This is a genomic window from Streptomyces sp. NPDC017979, assembly GCF_044328175.1.
Classification (GTDB): domain Bacteria; phylum Actinomycetota; class Actinomycetes; order Streptomycetales; family Streptomycetaceae; genus Streptomyces.
In genome coordinates, this window is sequence record NZ_JBIRGU010000004.1 from 295,717 (window position 1) to 313,252 (window position 17,536).

Genomic DNA, 17,536 nt, shown 5'->3' on the forward strand with positions numbered 1-17,536 from the left:
GATGCCAGGCGGTACCTCCGTCGGTGCGGCGGCGCATCCGTCACGGGACGACGGGCGCCGCCGTACGGGCGTCCCTGCGGACCAGTTCCGCATAGCGCCCGTCCAGCGCGAGCAGCGTCTCGTGGTCGCCGCGCTCCGCGATCCGGCCGGCGTCCAGGACCACGATCTCGTCCGCGTCCCGGACGGTGGACAGCCGGTGCGCGATGGTGATCGTGGTGCGGCCGGCCGAGAGCGCGTCGATGGCGTCCTGGACGGCTTGCTCGGTGCGGGTGTCGAGGGCGCTGGTCGCCTCGTCGAGGATCAGCACCGGCGGGTCGCGCAGGATCGTGCGGGCGATGGCGAGCCGCTGCTTCTCGCCGCCGGAGAAGCGGTAGCCGCGTTCGCCGACCACCGTTTCGTAGCCGTCGGGGAGACCGGCGACGTGGTCGTGGATCTGGGCCGCCCGGGCGGCCTCCTCGATCTCCGCGTCCGTGGCGTCCGGCTTGGCGAAGCGCAGGTTGTCGGCGACGGAGGCGTGGAAGAGGTACGTCTCTTGGGAGACCACGCCCACCGCGCGGGCCAGGGTGTCGAAGTCCAGGTCGCGCACGTCGACCCCGTCGAGCGTGACGCGGCCGCCGGTGACGTCGTAGAGGCGGGGCACCAGATAGCTGAGCGTGGACTTGCCGGAGCCGGTGGGGCCGACGACGGCGAGGCTGCCGCCCGCCGGGACGCTCACGTCGACCCCGTCGAGCGTGAGCGCCGACTGCTGGGGGTCGTACGCGAAGTCGACGCCCTCGAAGCGCACTTCGCCGCGGACCTTCGCCAGCCGCACGGGCTCGTCGGGCTCGGTGATGTCGACGGGCAGGTCGAGGTATTCGAAGATGCGCTGGAACAGGGCGAGGGAGGTCTGGATGTCGACGCCGGTGGACAGCAGGCTGACCGCGGGGCGGAACAGTCCCTGCTGGAGGGTGACGAAGGCGACCAGGGTGCCCAGGGAGATCGTCGCCCCGCCCTGGAGGGCGAAGCCCGCGGCCCAGTAGATCAGGGCGGGCATCGCGGCCATCACGATGCCGATGGTCGACATCCGCCAGCGGCCGGCGAGGCTGGCGCGCACTTCGAGGTCGACCAGACGCTCGGACTCCGCCGCGAAGGAGCGGGTCAGCGAGTCGGCGCGGCCCATGGTGCGGCCGAGCAGGATGCCGCTCACCGAGAGCGACTCGGTGACGGTCGCGGCCATGGCCGCCATCTGCTTCTGCCGTTGGGTGGTGATCTTCTTGCGCTCGCGGCCGACCCGGCGGCTGATCCAGACGAAGACCGGCAGCATGAGCAGCGAGACGAGCGTGAGCCGCCAGTCCAGCGCGAGCATGGCGACGACGGTGGCGACCACGGCCGTGAGGTTGGAGACCAGGGAGGTGGCGGTGGAGGTGACCGTCGCCTGCATCCCGCCGATGTCGTTGGCGATCCGGGACTGGACCTCGCCCGTGCGCGTGCGGGTGAAGAACGCCAGCGGCATGCGCTGGAGCTGTGCGTAGACCGCGGTGCGCAGATCGTGCATGACCCGCTGGCCGACGGTGGTGGATATCAGGGTCTGGAGGACGCCGAAGACGCCGGTCAGCACGGCGATGAGGATCATGCCGAGGGCGAGCAGGGTGAGCAGGCCCGTACGGCCCTGGGGGATCGCGGTGTCCAGGATCGCCTTGAGCAGGAACGGGGAGGCGACGGAGACGAGGGACGCCGCGCCGACGAGCAGCCCGACGAGGGCGAGCCGGCCGCGGTAGGGGCGGAAGAGCCGGAGGATCCGCCGCACCTGGGCGGGCGGCTGCTCCGGCTGCTTCGCCGGTGGTGTCCAAGTGATCGTTTCGGGGCGCATGGTCTCCTTCGCGGGTCGTGGGCTCCGGGGCCTTCCTCTCCTTCGGCCCTGCACGGTGGGCCGGCCTCGACGCGGTCCGGCTGGCTCCTATCGGCCGCGCGGGCGCGCGCGACCTTTGCGAGCGTAGCTCACTGTTACCTATGTACACAATGAATGAGGTCCTGTTATTGTTCCCGCATGACCGCCCCCGATCCCGACGGCCTGCTGGCCGAGCAGTTGCTACGGCTCAGCAGACGGCTCCACCGCAGCCAACAGCGGCAACTGGAGTCGGCCGGGATCGCCATCACACCCGCACAGTCCCGGCTGCTGCGGGTGCTCGCGCACTACGACGAATCGCCCCGGATGGCCGACCTCGCCGCCCGTCTTGAGGTGGTGCCGCGCGCGGTCACCAGCCTGGTGGACGGGTTGGAGGCGAGCGGTCGGGTCCGCCGCGCCCCCGACCCGACCAACCGCCGGGTGATCCGCATCGAACTCACCGACACCGGCCGCGCCACCCTCCGGGCGCTGCATGTGGCGCGCCGCGCCGCCGCGGAGGACATCCTCGCCCCCCTGAGCGCCGAGCAGCGCACGGCGTTCGGCGGACTGCTGTCGACGTTGGTCGACGGCGCGGGCATGCAGGACTGCTGAAGGCCCGGCCGCGCCGGTCCTTCGGCGCGGCCGACCGCCACGGCGCCGAGAGATCCAGAGATCAGCTCCAGCCAAGAGGGGACCGTCGACCATGCCGGACCTGCCGCACCGACCGGAGGCAGCGCACCCGCAGCCCCGGCCGCCGCACCTGCCCCGTCCGCCGCACCTGCGGCTGCCGCTGCTGGAGCCCGACCCCGCCGCGCTGCGGCCGCACGAGCCCCGTAGGCCGGCGGCCGACCGCGTCCCCGACGACCTCGCCCACGGCGCCGACGTGCGCCTGCGCGACGACCTGACCCGGCTGCTCGGCCCGGACAAGGCCGACAACGTGCTGTGGAAGGTCTCCGACCTGGTGAAGTACGCGTCGGACGCCAGCCCCTACCGCTTCCTGCCCCGGGTGGTCGTGATCGCCGAGGACGTCGCCGACGTCTCCGCCGTCGTCGCGTACGCCCGCGCCGAGGGCCGGCACGTCGTCTTCCGCGCCGCCGGCACCTCGCTCAACGGCCAGGCCCAGGGCGAGGACGTGCTCGTCGACGTGCGCCGCCACTGGACGGGCGTCGAGGTGCTGGACGACGGGGCACGCGCCCGGGTCCGGCCGGGCACCACGGTCTTCCGCGCCAACGCCGCCCTCGCCCGGCACGGCCGGGTGCTCGGCCCCGACCCGGCCAGCTCCATCGCCTGCACCGTCGGCGGCGTGGTGGCGAACAACGCGTCGGGCATGACCGCCGGCACCACCCGCAACTCGTACCGCACGGTCGCCTCGCTCACCTTCGTCCTGCCGTCCGGGACGGTCGTGGACACCGCGGCCCCGGACGCCGACGAACTCCTGGCGCGCGCCGAGCCGCGACTGTGCGAACAGTTGATGGCCCTCAAGGCGGAGATCGAGGCCGACGCCGAGCTGACCGCCCGCATCCGCGCCAAGTACGAGATCAAGAACACCAACGGCTACCGGCTGGACGCCTTCCTCGACGGCCGTACGCCGGTGGAGGTCCTGCGCGGTCTGATGGTCGGCTCCGAAGGCACCTTCGGCTTCATCTCCGAAGTCGTCTTCGACACCCTGCCGCTGGACCGGGCGGTCTCCACCGCGCTGCTGTTCTTCCCCTCCCTGCCCGCCGCCGCCGCTGCCGTCCCCCTCTTCAACGAAGCGGGCGCGCTCGCCGTGGAACTGATGGACGGCAACACCCTGCGCGCCTCAGTGAGCGTGGCCGGCGTCCCCGGCGACTGGGCGCAGTTGCCGAAGGAGGCCGCGGCGCTGCTGGTGGAGTTCCGCGCGCCGGACCGGGCGGGGCAGGAGGCGTACGAGCGGGCCGCCGCCCGGGTCGTCGAGGGGCTGGAGCTGATCGCGCCGGTGCCCTCCGTGCGCAACGAGTTCACCCGGGACGCCGCGACGATCGCCGGCTACTGGAAGGCCCGCAAGGCGTTCGTGACCGCGGTCGGCGGCGCACGCCCGGCCGGGACGACCCTGATCACGGAGGACTTCGCGGTGCCGCCGGCACGGCTCACCGAGGCGTGCGAGGCGCTGCTCGAACTCCAGACGCGGCACGGGTTCGACGCCGCCGTGGCCGGCCACGCCGCCCACGGCAACCTGCACTTCCTCCTCGCCTTCGACGCCGGCCGCCCCGCCGACGTCGACCGCTACGCCGCCTTCATGGACGACTTCTGCCGGCTGACGGTGGAACGGTTCGACGGCTCTTTGAAGGCCGAGCACGCCACCGGCCGCAACATCGCGCCGTTCCTGGAGTTGGAGTGGGGCCCGCGCGCCACCGAGCTGATGTGGCGCACGAAGCAGGTCATCGACCCCGACGGGGTCCTCGCACCGCGGATCGTGCTCGACCGGGACCCGCGGGCGCACCTGCGCGGGCTGAAGACGATCCCGCGCGTGGAGGACGTCGCCGACCCCTGCATCGAGTGCGGCTTCTGCGAACCGACCTGTCCGAGCCAGGACCTGACCACCACGCCCCGCCAACGGATCGTGCTGCGGCGGGAGATGATGCGCCAGCCCGAGGGGGCACCGGTCGAGGACGCGCTGCTCGCTTCGTACGGCTACGACGCGGTCGACACCTGCGCCGGCGACTCCACCTGCAAGCTCGCCTGCCCCGTCGGCATCGACACCGGTGCGCTGATGAAGGACATGCGCCACCGCCGTCACTCGGCGCGGGAGGAGCGGATCGCGGCGCTCACCGCCCGGCACTTCGCCGCGGTGGAGACGTCGGCGCGGCTCGCGGTGGCCGCCGCCGAGCGGGTCGGCGACCGGCTGCTGTCGTCGGTGACCGGGCTGGCGCGCAAGGCGGTGCGGCCCGACCTCGTTCCGCAGTGGCTGCCGCAGATCCCGGGGGCCGCGGCCCGCGAACTGCCCCGCACCCGGCGGTCGGAGGCGACGGCCGTGTACTACCCCGCGTGCGTCAACCGGATCTTCGGCGGCCCCGGCGATCAGCGCGGGCCGGCCCGGGGCGGCGCCCGGCGCGGCCCCTCGCTGCCGCAGGCCGTGGTGGCGCTGTCGGCCCGCGCCGGCAAGCCGGTGTGGATCCCCGAGGACGTGACGGGCACCTGCTGCGCCACGATCTGGCACTCCAAGGGGTACGAGGAGGGCAATCGGCTGATGGCCAACCGGATCGTGGAGGCGGCCTGGGGCTGGACCGCAGGGGGCACCCTGCCGCTGGTGGTGGACGCCTCGTCCTGCACGCTCGGGATCGCGCACGAGGTGGTGCCGTACCTCACCGACGACAACCGTGAGCTGCACCGGGAACTGACCGTGGTCGACTCGCTGGTGTGGGCGGCCGACCACCTGCTGCCGCACCTGACGGTGGTCCGCAAGACCGGCTCGGCGGTCGTCCACCCGACGTGCTCGATGGAGCACCTGGGCGACGCAGCGCAGTTGCGGGCCCTGGCCGAGGCGTGCGCCGAGGAGGTCGTGGTCCCCGACGACGCGGGCTGCTGCGCCTTCGCGGGCGACCGGGGCATGCTGCACGAGGAGCTGACGGAGTCGGCGACGGCCAAGGAGGCGGCGGAGGTCACGTCCCGGCACTTCGACGCGCATCTGAGCGCCAACCGCATGTGCGAGATCGGGATGGACCGGGCGACCGGCCGCTCGTACTACTCGGTGCTGTTGGAGCTGGAGCGGGCCACTCGGGGCGGCAGCGCCTGAGGCAGCAACACACGGCTCGGAGCAGCACGGGTCCCAGCTCGGGTCGGGTCGGGTCGGGTCGGGTCGGGTCGGGTCGGGTCGGGTCGGAAAAGATGAGTATCCGTACTCTGATGGCGGCCCGGCCGGCCCAGAAGACTGAGTGCATGGCCAAACGAACCCGCCTCATCCACCATCTGTTGACGACCCTGGCGCTCACCGGGCTGGCGGCGGCTGCGTGGGCCGCCTGGCTGGGCTGGGACCAGCAGCGGGACGTGCAACCCGACGGGTACGCCACCGGCCCGTACGAAGCCTGGCAGGTGATCGGGCTCGTCTTCACGCTGCTGGCGCCGGTGTACTGGGCGGCTGCGCGGTCGTACGTGCCGGCGGCGGTGGTCGGCACCACCGCCGGACTGGCCGGCGCCGCCTACTACGACTGGTCGGACGACGCCAGCGGGCTCTTCGTGATCGGCGTCGGTCTCATCGCGCTGGGCACCCTGGCCGCGACCGGTCTCGTCTCGGGCCTGGTCGCGTCCTGGAAGTTGCGGGCCCGCCTGGAACCCGGCCACTGAACAGGGCCCGTCGGACACTGCTTTGCACACGGTCGAGGCACCCTCCTTGGGGGGTGCCTCGACCGCTGTTCGCGTTCTGCCGTGACCACCCGTCCCAGACGCCCTCTTGCGCATCAATGGCCCCACCATCCATCGTGCTCACCGAGGTTCACCATCAGCCGCGCACCATCAGCTCCCCTGGAGGCTCGATGAACGACGCAGCCACACCGAACCACGGCGCCGCAGACGGCGCCGACAACGATGTCTCCCCCAGCCGCCGTTCCGTCCTGCGGACGACGGCCGGGGTGGCCGGGGCCGGGCTCGCGCTCGGCGCGGTCGGCGCAGCGCCGGCCTCGGCCGCGGGCGCCGCGACCGCGGCCGGTGCCGCCGACCACCGGCCGCCACAGCAGTCCGCTCCTCCGCGCAAGGGCCCCACGATGGCGGGCGTCCCCTTCGTGCGGCGCAGCACCGTACGGGTCGGGATCATCGGACTCGGCAACCGCGGCAGCAGCATGCTCGGGGTCTTCCTCGCGCAGCCGGGCGTGAAGATCGTCGCCCTGGCCGAGCCGGTCCGGGAGAAGGCCGAGCGCGCCGCCGCGAAGGTGGTGGCGGCCGGCCAGCCCGCGCCCGCGATCTACGCGAAGGACGAGGACGACTACCGCCGGCTCTGCGAGCGCGGCGACCTCGACCTCGTCTACGTGGCCACGCCCTGGGAGACCCACTTCGCCATGGCCAAGGCCGCGATGCTGGCCGGCAAGCACGTGGGCGTGGAGTGCCCCGTCGCGATGCGCCTGGACGAACTCTGGGCGCTCGTCGACCTGTCCGAGCGCACCCGGCGCCACTGCATGCAGTTGGAGAACTGTTGCTACGGCCGGAACGAACTCAGAGTGCTGCGGATGGCGCACGCGGGGCTGTTCGGCGAACTGCTGCACACCGCCGGGGCGTACAACCACGACCTGCGCGACCTGCTGTTCGACCCGGACTACTACGAGGGCCCCTGGCGGCGGAAGTGGCACACCCGGCTGCGCGGCGACCTCTATCCGAACCACGCCTTCGGCCCGGTCGCCAACTACCTGGACGTCAACCGCGGCGACCGCGCGGTCAGCATCGTCAGCTTCGGCACCCCGGCGCTGGGCCTCGCCGAGTACCGCGCGGCGAACAAGCCCCCGGGCGACCCGAGCTTCAAGGAGACGTACACCTCCGCCGACCGCACGTTCAGCATGGTCCGCACCGCGAAGGGGCGGGTGATCCGGCTGGAGCACGACGTGTCCACCCCGCACCCGTACAGCCGGATCAACAGCCTCGGCGGCACCAAGGGCGTCTTCGAGGACTATCCGGCGCGGATCTACCTGGAGCCCGACCACAGCAACCACCAATGGGGGGATTTCGGCCGGTACGCCGACTGGGACCACTGGCTGTGGAAGGAGCACGCCAACCCGCCCGGCGGCCACGGCGGCATGGACTACCTGATGGTGTTCCGGTTGGTGCAGTGCATGCGGCTCGGACTCGTGCCTGACTTCGACGTGTACGACGCGGCGACCTGGACGGCGCCCGTTCCGCTCAGCCATGCGTCGATCAGGGCCCAGGGCGCTCCCCAGGAGATCCCCGACTTCACCCGCGGCGAGTGGCGCAAGGCCCGATCGGGAATGGATTCGGCCAAACCCGTGGAGTAAGGGAACGGCCGTCGCGGACGGCCCGCACCCGTCGCGGTGCGGGCCGTCCGCCCCGTTCGCACGACGCCCGACACACCCCTGACGCGCCCTTGACGCCCGCCCTGACCTGGCCGACTGCAATTGGTCATACAAAAGGTCCGCAGGCCGCCCGAAAACCGATTGCGCAACCGGGTCGCGGGGAGCGAACCTGTCACGGTTTGCGCCAACTTTCGATTCGTGCTGGGACGCCATGCAGATCCAAGACCTTCCGTACAAAGATCCCGGCGATCCCGACATACGGTCCGGCACGCGCTTCATGGTCTGGCTCTTCAGGAACCAGCTCGACGGCCAGGCCAGAGCGCTCGGCTGGGGTCTGCTGAACCAGCTCTGCATTGCCGCGCTCTCCGTCGGGACGGGCTTCGCCGTGCAGGCGGTCGTCGACGGGGACGGCACGCAGCTCCTGTACGCCGGCGGGCTGATCGCCCTGCTCGGCGTCGGCATCGCCCTCGGCGAGACCATGCTGCACCGGTCCGCGGTGACCAACTGGATCACCGCCGCGGCGCGGGTCCAGCAGTTGCTGGCCCGCAAGACCGCGGAGCTGGGCTCGGTGCTGACCCGCCGCGTCGCGGCCGGCGAAGTGATCGCGGTCTCCACCGGTGACGTGGAGAAGATCGGCTGGTTCGTCGAGGCGTTCTCCCGGTTCGCCGCCGCCGCCACGACCCTCTTCGTGGTCACCGTGAGCCTGCTGGTGTACCAGCCCGCGCTGGGCGTCGTCGTCGCCATCGGCTATCCGGTGCTCGCGCTGGCCGTGCTGCCGCTGCTGCCGCACGCCAGCCGGCGCGCCGACCTCCAGCGGGAGAAGGCCGGCTACGCCACCGAGCTGGCGTCCGACACCGTCGCCGGGCTGCGCGTGCTGCGCGGCATCGGCGGCGAGGAGCTCTTCCTCGGCCGCTACCGCACGGCGTCCCAGGAGGTGCGCCGGGCCGCGGTCCGCACCGCCCGCATGTGGTCCGTGATCTCCATGGTCCAGGTGTTGCTGCCGGGCGCGCTGATGCTGACGGTGGTCGCGTACGGCGCGAAGCTCGCCCTCGACGGCAAGATCACCGTCGGCGAGCTGGTCACGGTGTACAGCGCGGTCCTGCTGACCATGCACCCGCTGCGCAACATCGAGGAGATCGCGCTCGCGTACTCCTACTCGAAGCCGTCGGCGAAGCGGGCCGCCCGGGTGCTGGCCCTGCGTCGTACCCACACGACCACCGCGCAGCCCGCCGGAGCGGCCGGGGAGCTGCCCACCGGCGACCTGCACGACCCCCGCACCGGCCTGGTCGCCCCCGAGGGACTGCTGACCGCGGTCGTCTGCGGCGACCCGGATGCGGCCGGTGCGCTCGCGGACCGCCTCGGCGGCCACCCGGTGTCCGACGAGGCGCCGGCCGACGACGCCGACGAGACCGCCGACGCCACCGCCGCGAAGGCGCCGGCGTCCGTCCTGCTCGGCGGCGTCCCGCTGGACGAGCTGGCGCTGGACGACGCCCGATCCGCCGTGCTCGTCCAGGACAAGGACCCGGTGCTGCTCTCCGGCACCCTGCGGGAGCTGCTGGAGATCCCCGCTTCGGGCCAGGTCTCCGCGGCGGACGCGCTGGAGGCCGCGCAGTGCGCCGACGTGCTGCACGCCCTGGCGCAGGCGTCCGCGGGCGCCGACGGCGCCGGCGACCCGATGGAGACCCCCATCACCGAGCGGGGCCGCTCGCTCTCCGGCGGACAGCGCCAGCGCCTCGCCCTGGCTCGATCGCTGGTGACCGACCCGGAGGTGCTGGTGCTCGACGAGCCGACGTCGGCCGTCGACTCCCACACGGAGGCGCGGATCGCGGCCGGTGTGAAGCGGCTGCGCGCGGGCCGCACCACGGTGGTCTTCGCCTCGTCGCCGTTGCTGCTGGACCTGGCGGACCGCGTCGTCCTGGTGGACGGCGACGACGTGGCGGCCGTGGGCACCCACCGCGAGCTGATGCGCAGCGAGCCGCGCTACCGGGCCGTGGTCGCCCGCGAGACCAGCGACGAGGTCGAGCGGAAGCTCACGGACCGGTCGGCCGCCACGGGATCCGCCTGAGCCCGACGTCGTTCCCTCCCCCCACCTCCCCCACACCCCCGTTTCATCCACACCAAGCACGCGATCTCAGGAGGAGCGACGATGTTCCGGGTGAAGCCGCCGGCGTACGATCCGGCGGCCCCCGAGTCGGCGACGACGCTGCCGGTCGGCAGCAGCGCGACCGTACGGGCCTATGTGCGCATGCTGCTTCAGCGGCACCGGCGCGCCTTCGCCGTGTTGATCACGGTCCAGGCGATCGCGGTGATCGCCTCCATGGTGGGTCCCTATCTCCTGGGCTCCGTGGTGGACCGACTCGACGACGGCGTCGAAGAACTCCATCTGACGCGCACGGTCGCGGTGTTCGCGACCGCGCTGGTGCTCCAGGCGCTGTTCGTGCGCATGGTGGCGCTGCGCGGGGTGATGCTCGGCGAGGAGATGCTGGCCGATCTGCGCGAGGACTTCCTCGTGCGGTCGGTGCGGCTGCCCCCGGGGGTCCTGGAGCGCGCCGGCACGGGTGACCTGCTCTCCCGCATCACCACCGACATCGACCGGCTCGCGAACGCGATGCGGGAGGCCGTACCGCAACTCGCCATCGGCGTGGTGTGGGCGGGGCTGCTGCTGGTCGGCCTGACCGTCACGGCGCCGCCGCTGGCGATCGCGGTGGTCATCGCCGCGCCGCTGCTGATCGTCGCCTGTCGGTGGTACTTCCGTCGGGCGCCGGCCGCCTACCGGGCCGAGGCGGCGGGGTACGCGGCGGTGGCCGCCTCCCTCGCGGAGACCGTCGACGCGGGCCGCACGGTGGAGGCGCACCGCCTCGGCAACCGCCGGGTGACGCTGTCGGACCGGCGGATCAAGGAGTGGACCGCCTGGGAGCAGTACACGATGTACCTGCGCTCGGTGCTGTTCCCCGCGGTCAACGCGACGCACATCACGGTGCTGGGTTCGGTGCTGCTGATCGGCGGCTTCTTCGTGCTGCGGGGCTGGCTGGACATCGGCCAGCTCACCACCGGCGCACTGCTGGTGCAGATGCTGGTGGAGCCGGTGGGCATCGTCCTGCGCTGGTACGACGAGCTCCAGGTGGCCCAGGTGTCGCTGGCGCGGCTGGTGGGCGTGCGGGAGATCGAGCCGGACGCCGGCGACGACGGCATCCGGCCCGAGGGCCGCGCGGTCCGCGCCGACGGGGTGCGCTTCGGGTACCGCGAGGGCGTGGACGTGCTGCACGACGTGACGCTTGCGGTGGAGCCGGGCAGCCGGGTCGCGCTGGTGGGCCCGTCGGGCGCCGGCAAGTCGACCCTGGGCCGGCTGCTGGCGGGGATCTACGGACCCCGGACGGGTCGGGTGGCCCTCGGCGACGCCGAGCTGTCGCAGATGCCGGCCGAGCGGGTCCGGGAGCACGTGGCTCTGGTCAATCAGGAGCACCACGTGTTCGTCGGCACCCTGCGGGACAACCTGCGGCTCGCGCGCACGGACGCCGACGACCCGGCGCTGTGGTCGGCGCTCGACGCGGTCGACGCCGAAGCCTGGGCCCGGGCGCTGGAGGACGGCCTCGACACGGAGGTCGGCTCGGGCGGGTTCGCGCTGACCCCGGCGCAGGCGCAGCAGATCGCGCTGGCCCGGCTGGTGCTGGCGGATCCGCACACGCTGGTGCTGGACGAGGCGACGTCGCTGCTCGACCCGCGCGCCGCGCGCCATCTGGAGCGCTCGCTCTCCCGGGTCCTTGAGGGCCGTACGGTCGTGGCGATCGCCCACCGGCTGCACACCGCGCACGACGCGGACGTGATCGCGGTGGTGGAGGGCGGTCGGATCAGCGAGTTGGGGCACCACGACGAGTTGGTGGCGGCCGGTGGCGCGTACGCGGCGCTGTGGCGCTCCTGGCACGGCTGACCAGGCCGACCCGGCAGTACGCACGACGGTGGCACGGCCCCGGCGCCTGAGCGGTAGGCGCCGGGGCCGTGCCGTGTGCGGCGCACGCTTCGTGGGGCTCGGGCGTGCGCGGGTGGGGGTGGCTCGCGGGTGGGCGTGCTCGGGCCTCAGGCGCCGACGAGTTCCGCCTTGTTCATGGCCAGGACGACCCGGCCCTGGGTGCCCTGCTGCCCGCCGTCCTCAGTCGCGAACTGGGCCGCGCCGCCGATGAGGAAGCCGCCGATCAGCACGGGGGCCACCTCGCTTGCCGCGGGGCGCGACGCCGCCCCGTCCGGCACGACCATCTTGGCGAGCTGGCCCGCGCCACCGATCAGGAACGCGGAGGCGGCGATGCCGCTCAGGGCCAGGGCGAGGCGGCGACGGCGCATGGGCACTCCCGGGGGCAAACGGGCCGCCCGGCGGGCGGCGGCGGACGTCGCCGAGGCGGCGGCTGGAGGGACGGTACGGCCCCGCTGCCCGCGCGCGCCAGACCCCTGCGCGTACCGCCCGGGCTCCGTGGCAAAGCGGTGACGCTCCCGTGCCCGGACCGGAACGCTCCGCATCGCCCCCCGCGGCACCCGGCCGTCGGTCAGATCACGTTGAGCGCCGCTGCCCCGCCCACTCCCCCGAGCAGCATGAAGACCGGCATCAGCACCTTGATCTCCACCCAGCTCCCGGCGCGGAACCGGAGCGCCTTCGGCGGCCCGACGGGGTACCAGCGCTTGCTGCCGATCGGGATCGGCCACAGGACCGGGCAGCCGGAGACGGTGAGGGAGTCGCCGATGTCGTGCACGATCGCGCCGAGGACGATCGGCAGCCCGAGCCACAGGTACTCCTGCCCGGGCGCGGTGAACAGCCAGTCGGAGCCGTTGCCCGGCTTGTCGAGCACCCCGGCGAGGATCCACGCGCTGGTGGCGCCCAGCAGCCACACCAGGACGTCGCTGGAGACCCGCGCGGCCCGCCACAGCAGCCCCTCGACCGCGAGCACCAGGTGGACGAAGAGGATCGCGAGGACGGCCCACCGGCCGCCGGTCACGGCCAGGGCGGACGCGCCGCCGCCGATCAGGACCGCCCAGAGCCAGGTGTGCGTCAGCGTGCGGTGGCCGCCGGTGCGCCGTTTGTCGCCGGGCTTCTTGGTCGCCTGGTAGACGGCGTACGAGAGTTTGTCGACGATCTCGCACAGGGTCCGGGACACCGGGCCGAAGGACCGCGATATCGTCGCCGCCTTGTGGTCGAGGTCGGGCGCGAGCGCCGCCCCGGCGCAGATCAGCGCGCCGACCACGAGCACCGGCCAGGGCATGGGGTGACCGGCCGCGGCGGTCGCCGCGCCCACCCCGAGCCAAGCCGCCGCCCCGGAGAGTGAGTGCGCCGGTCCCATCATGGTGTGATCCCCGCCCCGTGGCCGTACGCGCACCCGGTGGCCTGCGTACGGCTGTCGCTGTTGTGGTGAAGCCAGTTGACGCGTCAGGGTACCTTTCGTGATCTTCCGATCGCCCGGCGGATCCCGAACCGGGGTGAAGGTGCGGCCCCGAGCCAGGCAAGATGGGGGCGTGACCCTTATCGATCAGCTGCCGCCGGACGCCGACCCCGATGCCCTCTTCGAGTCCTTCTCATCCTGGGCCGAGGGCCGGGGCATCTCGCTCTACCCGGCGCAGGAGGAAGCGCTGATCGAGGTGGTCTCGGGCGCGAACGTCATCCTGTCCACGCCCACCGGCTCGGGTAAGTCGCTGGTGGCGGCGGGCGCGCACTTCACCGCCCTCGCCCGTGACGAGGTCACCTTCTACACCGCGCCCATCAAGGCGCTGGTGTCGGAGAAGTTCTTCGACCTGTGCAAGATCTTCGGCACCGAGAACGTCGGCATGCTCACCGGTGACGCGTCGGTGAACGCGGACGCCCCGGTGATCTGCTGCACCGCCGAGGTGCTGGCCTCCATCGCGCTGCGCGACGGCAAGGACGCCGACATCGGCCAGGTCGTGATGGACGAGTTCCACTACTACGCGGAGCCGGACCGCGGCTGGGCGTGGCAGATCCCGCTGCTGGAGCTGCCGCAGGCACAGTTCGTGCTGATGTCGGCGACCCTCGGCGACGTCTCCCGCTTCGAGGGGGACCTCACCCGGCGCACCGGTCGCCCCACTGCGGTGGTCCGCTCGGCGACCCGCCCGGTCCCGCTGTCGTACGAGTACCGGCGCACCCCGATCACGGAGACCCTCACCGAGCTGCTGGAGACCCGGCAGGCGCCGGTGTACATCGTGCACTTCACCCAGGCCGCTGCGGTGGAGCGGGCGCAGTCGCTGATGAGCATCAACATGTGCTCGCGCGAGGAGAAGGAGCAGATCGCCGCGCTGATCGGGAACTTCCGCTTCACCACGAAGTTCGGCCGCAACCTGTCGCGCTACGTCCGGCACGGCATCGGCGTGCACCACGCCGGCATGCTGCCCAAGTACCGTCGACTGGTGGAGAAGTTGGCGCAGGCGGGCCTGTTGAAGGTGATCTGCGGCACGGACACCCTCGGCGTGGGGGTGAACGTCCCCATCCGCACGGTGCTGTTCACCGCCCTGACCAAGTACGACGGCACTCGGGTGCGCACCCTGCGGGCCCGGGAGTTCCACCAGATCGCCGGCCGCGCGGGCCGCGCCGGCTTCGACACCGCGGGCCTGGTGGTGGCGCAGGCGCCCGAGCACGTCATCGAGAACGAGAAGGCCCTCGCGAAGGCCGGCGACGATCCGAAGAAGCGCCGCAAGGTGGTCCGCAAGAAGGCCCCGGAGGGCTTCGTCGCCTGGTCGGACACGACGTTCGAGAAGCTCATCGACTCCGAGCCGGAGCCGCTGACCAGCCGGTTCAACGTCACGCACACCATGCTGCTGTCGGTGATCGCCCGGCCGGGGAACGCCTTCGACGCGATGCGCCACCTGCTGGAGGACAACCACGAGCCGCGTCGCAACCAGCTCCGGCACATCCGCCGCGCCATCGCGATCTACCGGTCGCTGCTGGACGGCGGGGTGGTGGAGCGGCTGCCGGAGCCGGACGCGCAGGGCCGCATCGTGCGGCTGACCGTCGACCTCCAGCAGGACTTCGCGCTCAACCAGCCGCTGTCCACCTTCGCGCTGGCCTCCTTCGAGCTGCTGGACCCGGCGTCGCCGTCGTACGCGCTCGACATGGTCTCCGTCGTGGAGTCCACCCTGGACGACCCGCGGCAGATCCTCGCGGCCCAGCAGAACAAGGCGCGCGGCGAGGCGGTGGCCGCGATGAAGGCGGACGGCGTCGAGTACGAGGAGCGGATGGAGCGGCTCCAGGAGGTGACGTACCCCAAGCCCCTGGAGGAGCTGCTGTGGCACGCGTACAACGTGTACCGCAAGAGCCACCCGTGGGTCGGTGACCACCCGGTCTCGCCGAAGTCCGTCGTCCGCGACATGTACGAGCGGGCGCTGTCCTTCACCGAGTTCACCTCGTTCTACGAGCTGGCGCGGACCGAGGGCATCGTCCTGCGCTATCTGGCGGGCGCCTACAAGGCGCTGGAGCACACCATCCCGGACGACCTGAAGTCCGAGGACCTCCAGGACCTGATCGCCTGGCTCGGCGAGATGGTGCGCCAGGTGGACTCCAGCCTGCTGGACGAGTGGGAGCAGTTGGCCAACCCGGAGGTGGAGACCGCCGAGGAGGCCCAGGAGAAGGCCGACCAGGTCCGCCCGGTCACCGCGAACGCCCGCGCCTTCCGGGTGCTGGTGCGCAACGCCATGTTCCGCCGGGTGGAGCTGGCGGCCCTGGACAAGGTGGGCGAGCTGGGCGAGTTGGACGCCGACGCGGGCTGGGACGCGGACGCCTGGGGCGAGGCGATGGACGCGTACTGGGACGAGTACGAAGAGCTGGGCACCGGGCCCGACGCCCGCGGCCCCAAGCTGCTGCTGATCGAAGAGGACGAGCCGCACGGACTGTGGCGGGTGCGGCAGGTCTTCGCCGACCCGAACGGCGACCACGACTGGGGCATCAGCGCCGAGGTCGACCTCGCGGCCTCCGACGAAGAGGGCCGGGCGGTCGTGCGCGTCACGTCCGTCGGGCAGTTGTGAGGGGCGGGACGGCCATGGGAGGCGTGCGATGACGAACCCGGCGGAGCGCCTGGTCGACCTGCTCGACCTGGAGCGGATCGAGGTGAACATCTTCCGCGGGCTGAGCCCGAACGAGTCGCTCCAGCGGGTCTTCGGCGGCCAGGTCGCGGGCCAGGCGCTGGTGGCGGCGGGCCGCACCACGGACGGGGAGCGCCCGGTGCACTCCCTGCACGCCTACTTCCTGCGGCCCGGCCGGCCCGGGGTGCCGATCGTCTACCAGGTCGAACGGGTCCGCGACGGCAGGTCGTTCACCACGCGCCGGGTCACCGCGGTGCAGGAGGGCCGGACGATCTTCAACCTGACGGCCTCCTTCCACCGGCCGGAGGAGGGCGGCATCGAGCACCAACTGCCGCCCCGGCTGGACTTCCCCGACCCCGAGACCCTGCCGCGGCTGCCGGACGAGATCCGGGCCCACCTCGGCGCGCTGCCGGAGGCGCTGGAGCGGATGGCGCGCCGACAGCCGTTCGACATCCGCTACACCGAGCGGCTGCGCTGGAGCCCGGCGGAGGTCGAGGAGAAGGAGTCCGACCCGCGCAGCGCGGTGTGGATGCGCGCGGTGGGACCGCTGGGGGACGACCCCCTGGTGCACACCTGCGCGCTGACGTACGCCAGCGACATGACGCTGCTGGACGCGGTGCGCATCCCGGTCGAACCGCTGTGGGGCCCGCGGGGCTACGACATGGCGTCGCTGGACCACGCCATGTGGTTCCACCGCCCCTTCCGCGCGGACGAGTGGTTCCTGTACGACCAGGAGTCCCCGATCGCGACGGGCGGCCGCGGGCTGGCCCGCGGCCGCATCTACAACCGCGCGGGCGAACTGCTCGTGTCGGTGGTGCAGGAGGGCCTGTTCCGCCCGCTGGACCGGTGAGCGTTCCAGCATCCCGAGGACCTGAGGAGACGAAGCATGACCACGTTGCACGACATCCCGCTCCAGACGCTGACCGGTGAGCCCACGTCCCTGGGCGCGTACCGGGGTTCGCTCGTCCTGGTGGTGAACGTGGCCTCGCAGTGCGGTCTGACGCCGCAGTACGCGGGGCTCGAACGGCTCCAGAAGCAGTACGCCGACCGCGGCTTCACCGTCGTCGGCGTGCCGTGCAACCAGTTCGGCGGGCAGGAGCCGGGCAGCGCGGAGGAGATCGGGACGTTCTGCTCGGCGACGTACGGGGTGAGCTTCCCCGTGCTGGCCAAGACCGAGGTGAACGGGGCGGGGCGGCACGCGCTGTACGCGGAGTTGACGAAGGCGCCCGACGGGGAGGGCGAGGCGGGTGACGTCCAGTGGAACTTCGAGAAGTTCCTGCTGGACGGGGAGGGCACGGTGGTGGCCCGCTTCCGCCCCCGCACGGACCCGGAGTCCCCCGAGGTCCTCGCGGCGATCACCGCCCGCCTCCCCGAGTAGCCTCCGCGCGCTCACGCCCACAGAAGCCCTCGCCGCTTCTGCTGCGCGGCGCCCGGCGGCGTCTGGCATTCGCGCCGTTTCCCTGTAGGTGCCCTGGTCGCTGCGGCCTGGTGGTGGGCTTGTCGCGCAGTTCCACCCCCTATGCCCAGAGGGCATGGGGGGAACCCCAGCGCCCCTGTTTCGCTGCCCCGTCACCTTCTCCGCGGGCCGGAGGCGGAGGTCTTTTAGGGGCGCGGGGAACTGCGCGAACAGCCA

General features: G+C 72.5%; 12 protein-coding genes. 9 read left to right on the top strand and 3 right to left on the bottom strand.

Translation table 11 applies throughout. The features are described 5' to 3' along the window. Positions 1 to 40: 40 nt before the first annotated feature. The gene (locus tag ACH4E8_RS14250; protein ID WP_398447796.1) at positions 41 to 1,849 is read right to left on the bottom strand and encodes an ABC transporter ATP-binding protein; all 1,809 of its coding nucleotides are present in this window, start codon (positions 1,847 to 1,849) and stop codon (positions 41 to 43) included. 177 nt (positions 1,850 to 2,026) lie between these two features. Between ACH4E8_RS14250 and ACH4E8_RS14255 the strand changes: the two genes are divergently transcribed. From ACH4E8_RS14255 to ACH4E8_RS14280, 6 genes are all read left to right on the top strand, one after another. Then, positions 2,027 to 2,476 carry a MarR family winged helix-turn-helix transcriptional regulator gene (locus ACH4E8_RS14255; RefSeq protein WP_398447798.1) on the top strand — a complete coding sequence of 150 codons (450 nt, stop codon included), beginning with the start codon at positions 2,027 to 2,029 and terminating at the stop codon, positions 2,474 to 2,476. 172 nt (positions 2,477 to 2,648) lie between these two features. Next, the gene (locus ACH4E8_RS14260) at positions 2,649 to 5,618 is read left to right on the top strand and encodes an FAD-binding and (Fe-S)-binding domain-containing protein (RefSeq protein ID WP_398448305.1); all 2,970 of its coding nucleotides are present in this window, start codon (positions 2,649 to 2,651) and stop codon (positions 5,616 to 5,618) included. 143 nt (positions 5,619 to 5,761) lie between these two features. After that, entirely contained in the window at positions 5,762 to 6,166 is a 405-nt protein-coding gene (locus ACH4E8_RS14265; protein WP_398447800.1) for a hypothetical protein, read from the top strand. 188 nt (positions 6,167 to 6,354) lie between these two features. Next, positions 6,355 to 7,818: a Gfo/Idh/MocA family protein gene (locus ACH4E8_RS14270; RefSeq protein ID WP_398447802.1), complete on the top strand. Its 1,464-nt coding sequence runs from the start codon at positions 6,355 to 6,357 to the stop codon at positions 7,816 to 7,818. A gap of 229 nt (positions 7,819 to 8,047) precedes the next feature. Then, positions 8,048 to 9,901, top strand: a complete 1,854-nt coding sequence (locus tag ACH4E8_RS14275) for an ABC transporter transmembrane domain-containing protein (RefSeq protein ID WP_398447804.1) — start codon at positions 8,048 to 8,050, stop codon at positions 9,899 to 9,901. 81 nt (positions 9,902 to 9,982) lie between these two features. Further along, complete coding sequence (locus tag ACH4E8_RS14280; protein ID WP_398447806.1) at positions 9,983 to 11,764, top strand: ABC transporter ATP-binding protein; 1,782 nt, start codon at positions 9,983 to 9,985, stop codon at positions 11,762 to 11,764. A gap of 146 nt (positions 11,765 to 11,910) precedes the next feature. Here the strand turns inward: ACH4E8_RS14280 and ACH4E8_RS14285 are convergent, their stop codons facing one another. Both ACH4E8_RS14285 and ACH4E8_RS14290 read right to left on the bottom strand, forming a co-directional pair. Next, positions 11,911 to 12,171 (bottom strand): hypothetical protein, encoded by a 261-nt coding sequence (locus tag ACH4E8_RS14285; protein WP_398447808.1) that lies wholly within the window; start codon positions 12,169 to 12,171, stop codon positions 11,911 to 11,913. Between the two features lie 200 nt (positions 12,172 to 12,371). Beyond that, positions 12,372 to 13,163: a metal-dependent hydrolase gene (locus tag ACH4E8_RS14290; protein WP_398447810.1), complete on the bottom strand. Its 792-nt coding sequence runs from the start codon at positions 13,161 to 13,163 to the stop codon at positions 12,372 to 12,374. A 169-nt stretch (positions 13,164 to 13,332) separates the two neighbouring features. Here ACH4E8_RS14290 and ACH4E8_RS14295 point away from each other — a divergent pair, with 169 nt between their 5' ends. Genes ACH4E8_RS14295 through ACH4E8_RS14305 form a run of 3 tightly spaced genes read left to right on the top strand, consistent with a single transcriptional unit; the run spans position 13,333 to position 17,281 of the window. Continuing rightward, a complete protein-coding gene (locus ACH4E8_RS14295) occupies positions 13,333 to 15,846 on the top strand; it encodes a DEAD/DEAH box helicase (RefSeq protein WP_398447812.1) in 2,514 nt (837 codons plus the stop codon). 28 nt (positions 15,847 to 15,874) lie between these two features. After that, positions 15,875 to 16,753: an acyl-CoA thioesterase gene (locus tag ACH4E8_RS14300; protein ID WP_398447814.1), complete on the top strand. Its 879-nt coding sequence runs from the start codon at positions 15,875 to 15,877 to the stop codon at positions 16,751 to 16,753. 36 nt (positions 16,754 to 16,789) lie between these two features. Next, entirely contained in the window at positions 16,790 to 17,281 is a 492-nt protein-coding gene (locus ACH4E8_RS14305) for a glutathione peroxidase (RefSeq protein WP_398447816.1), read from the top strand. The last annotated feature ends 255 nt before the right edge of the window (positions 17,282 to 17,536 follow it).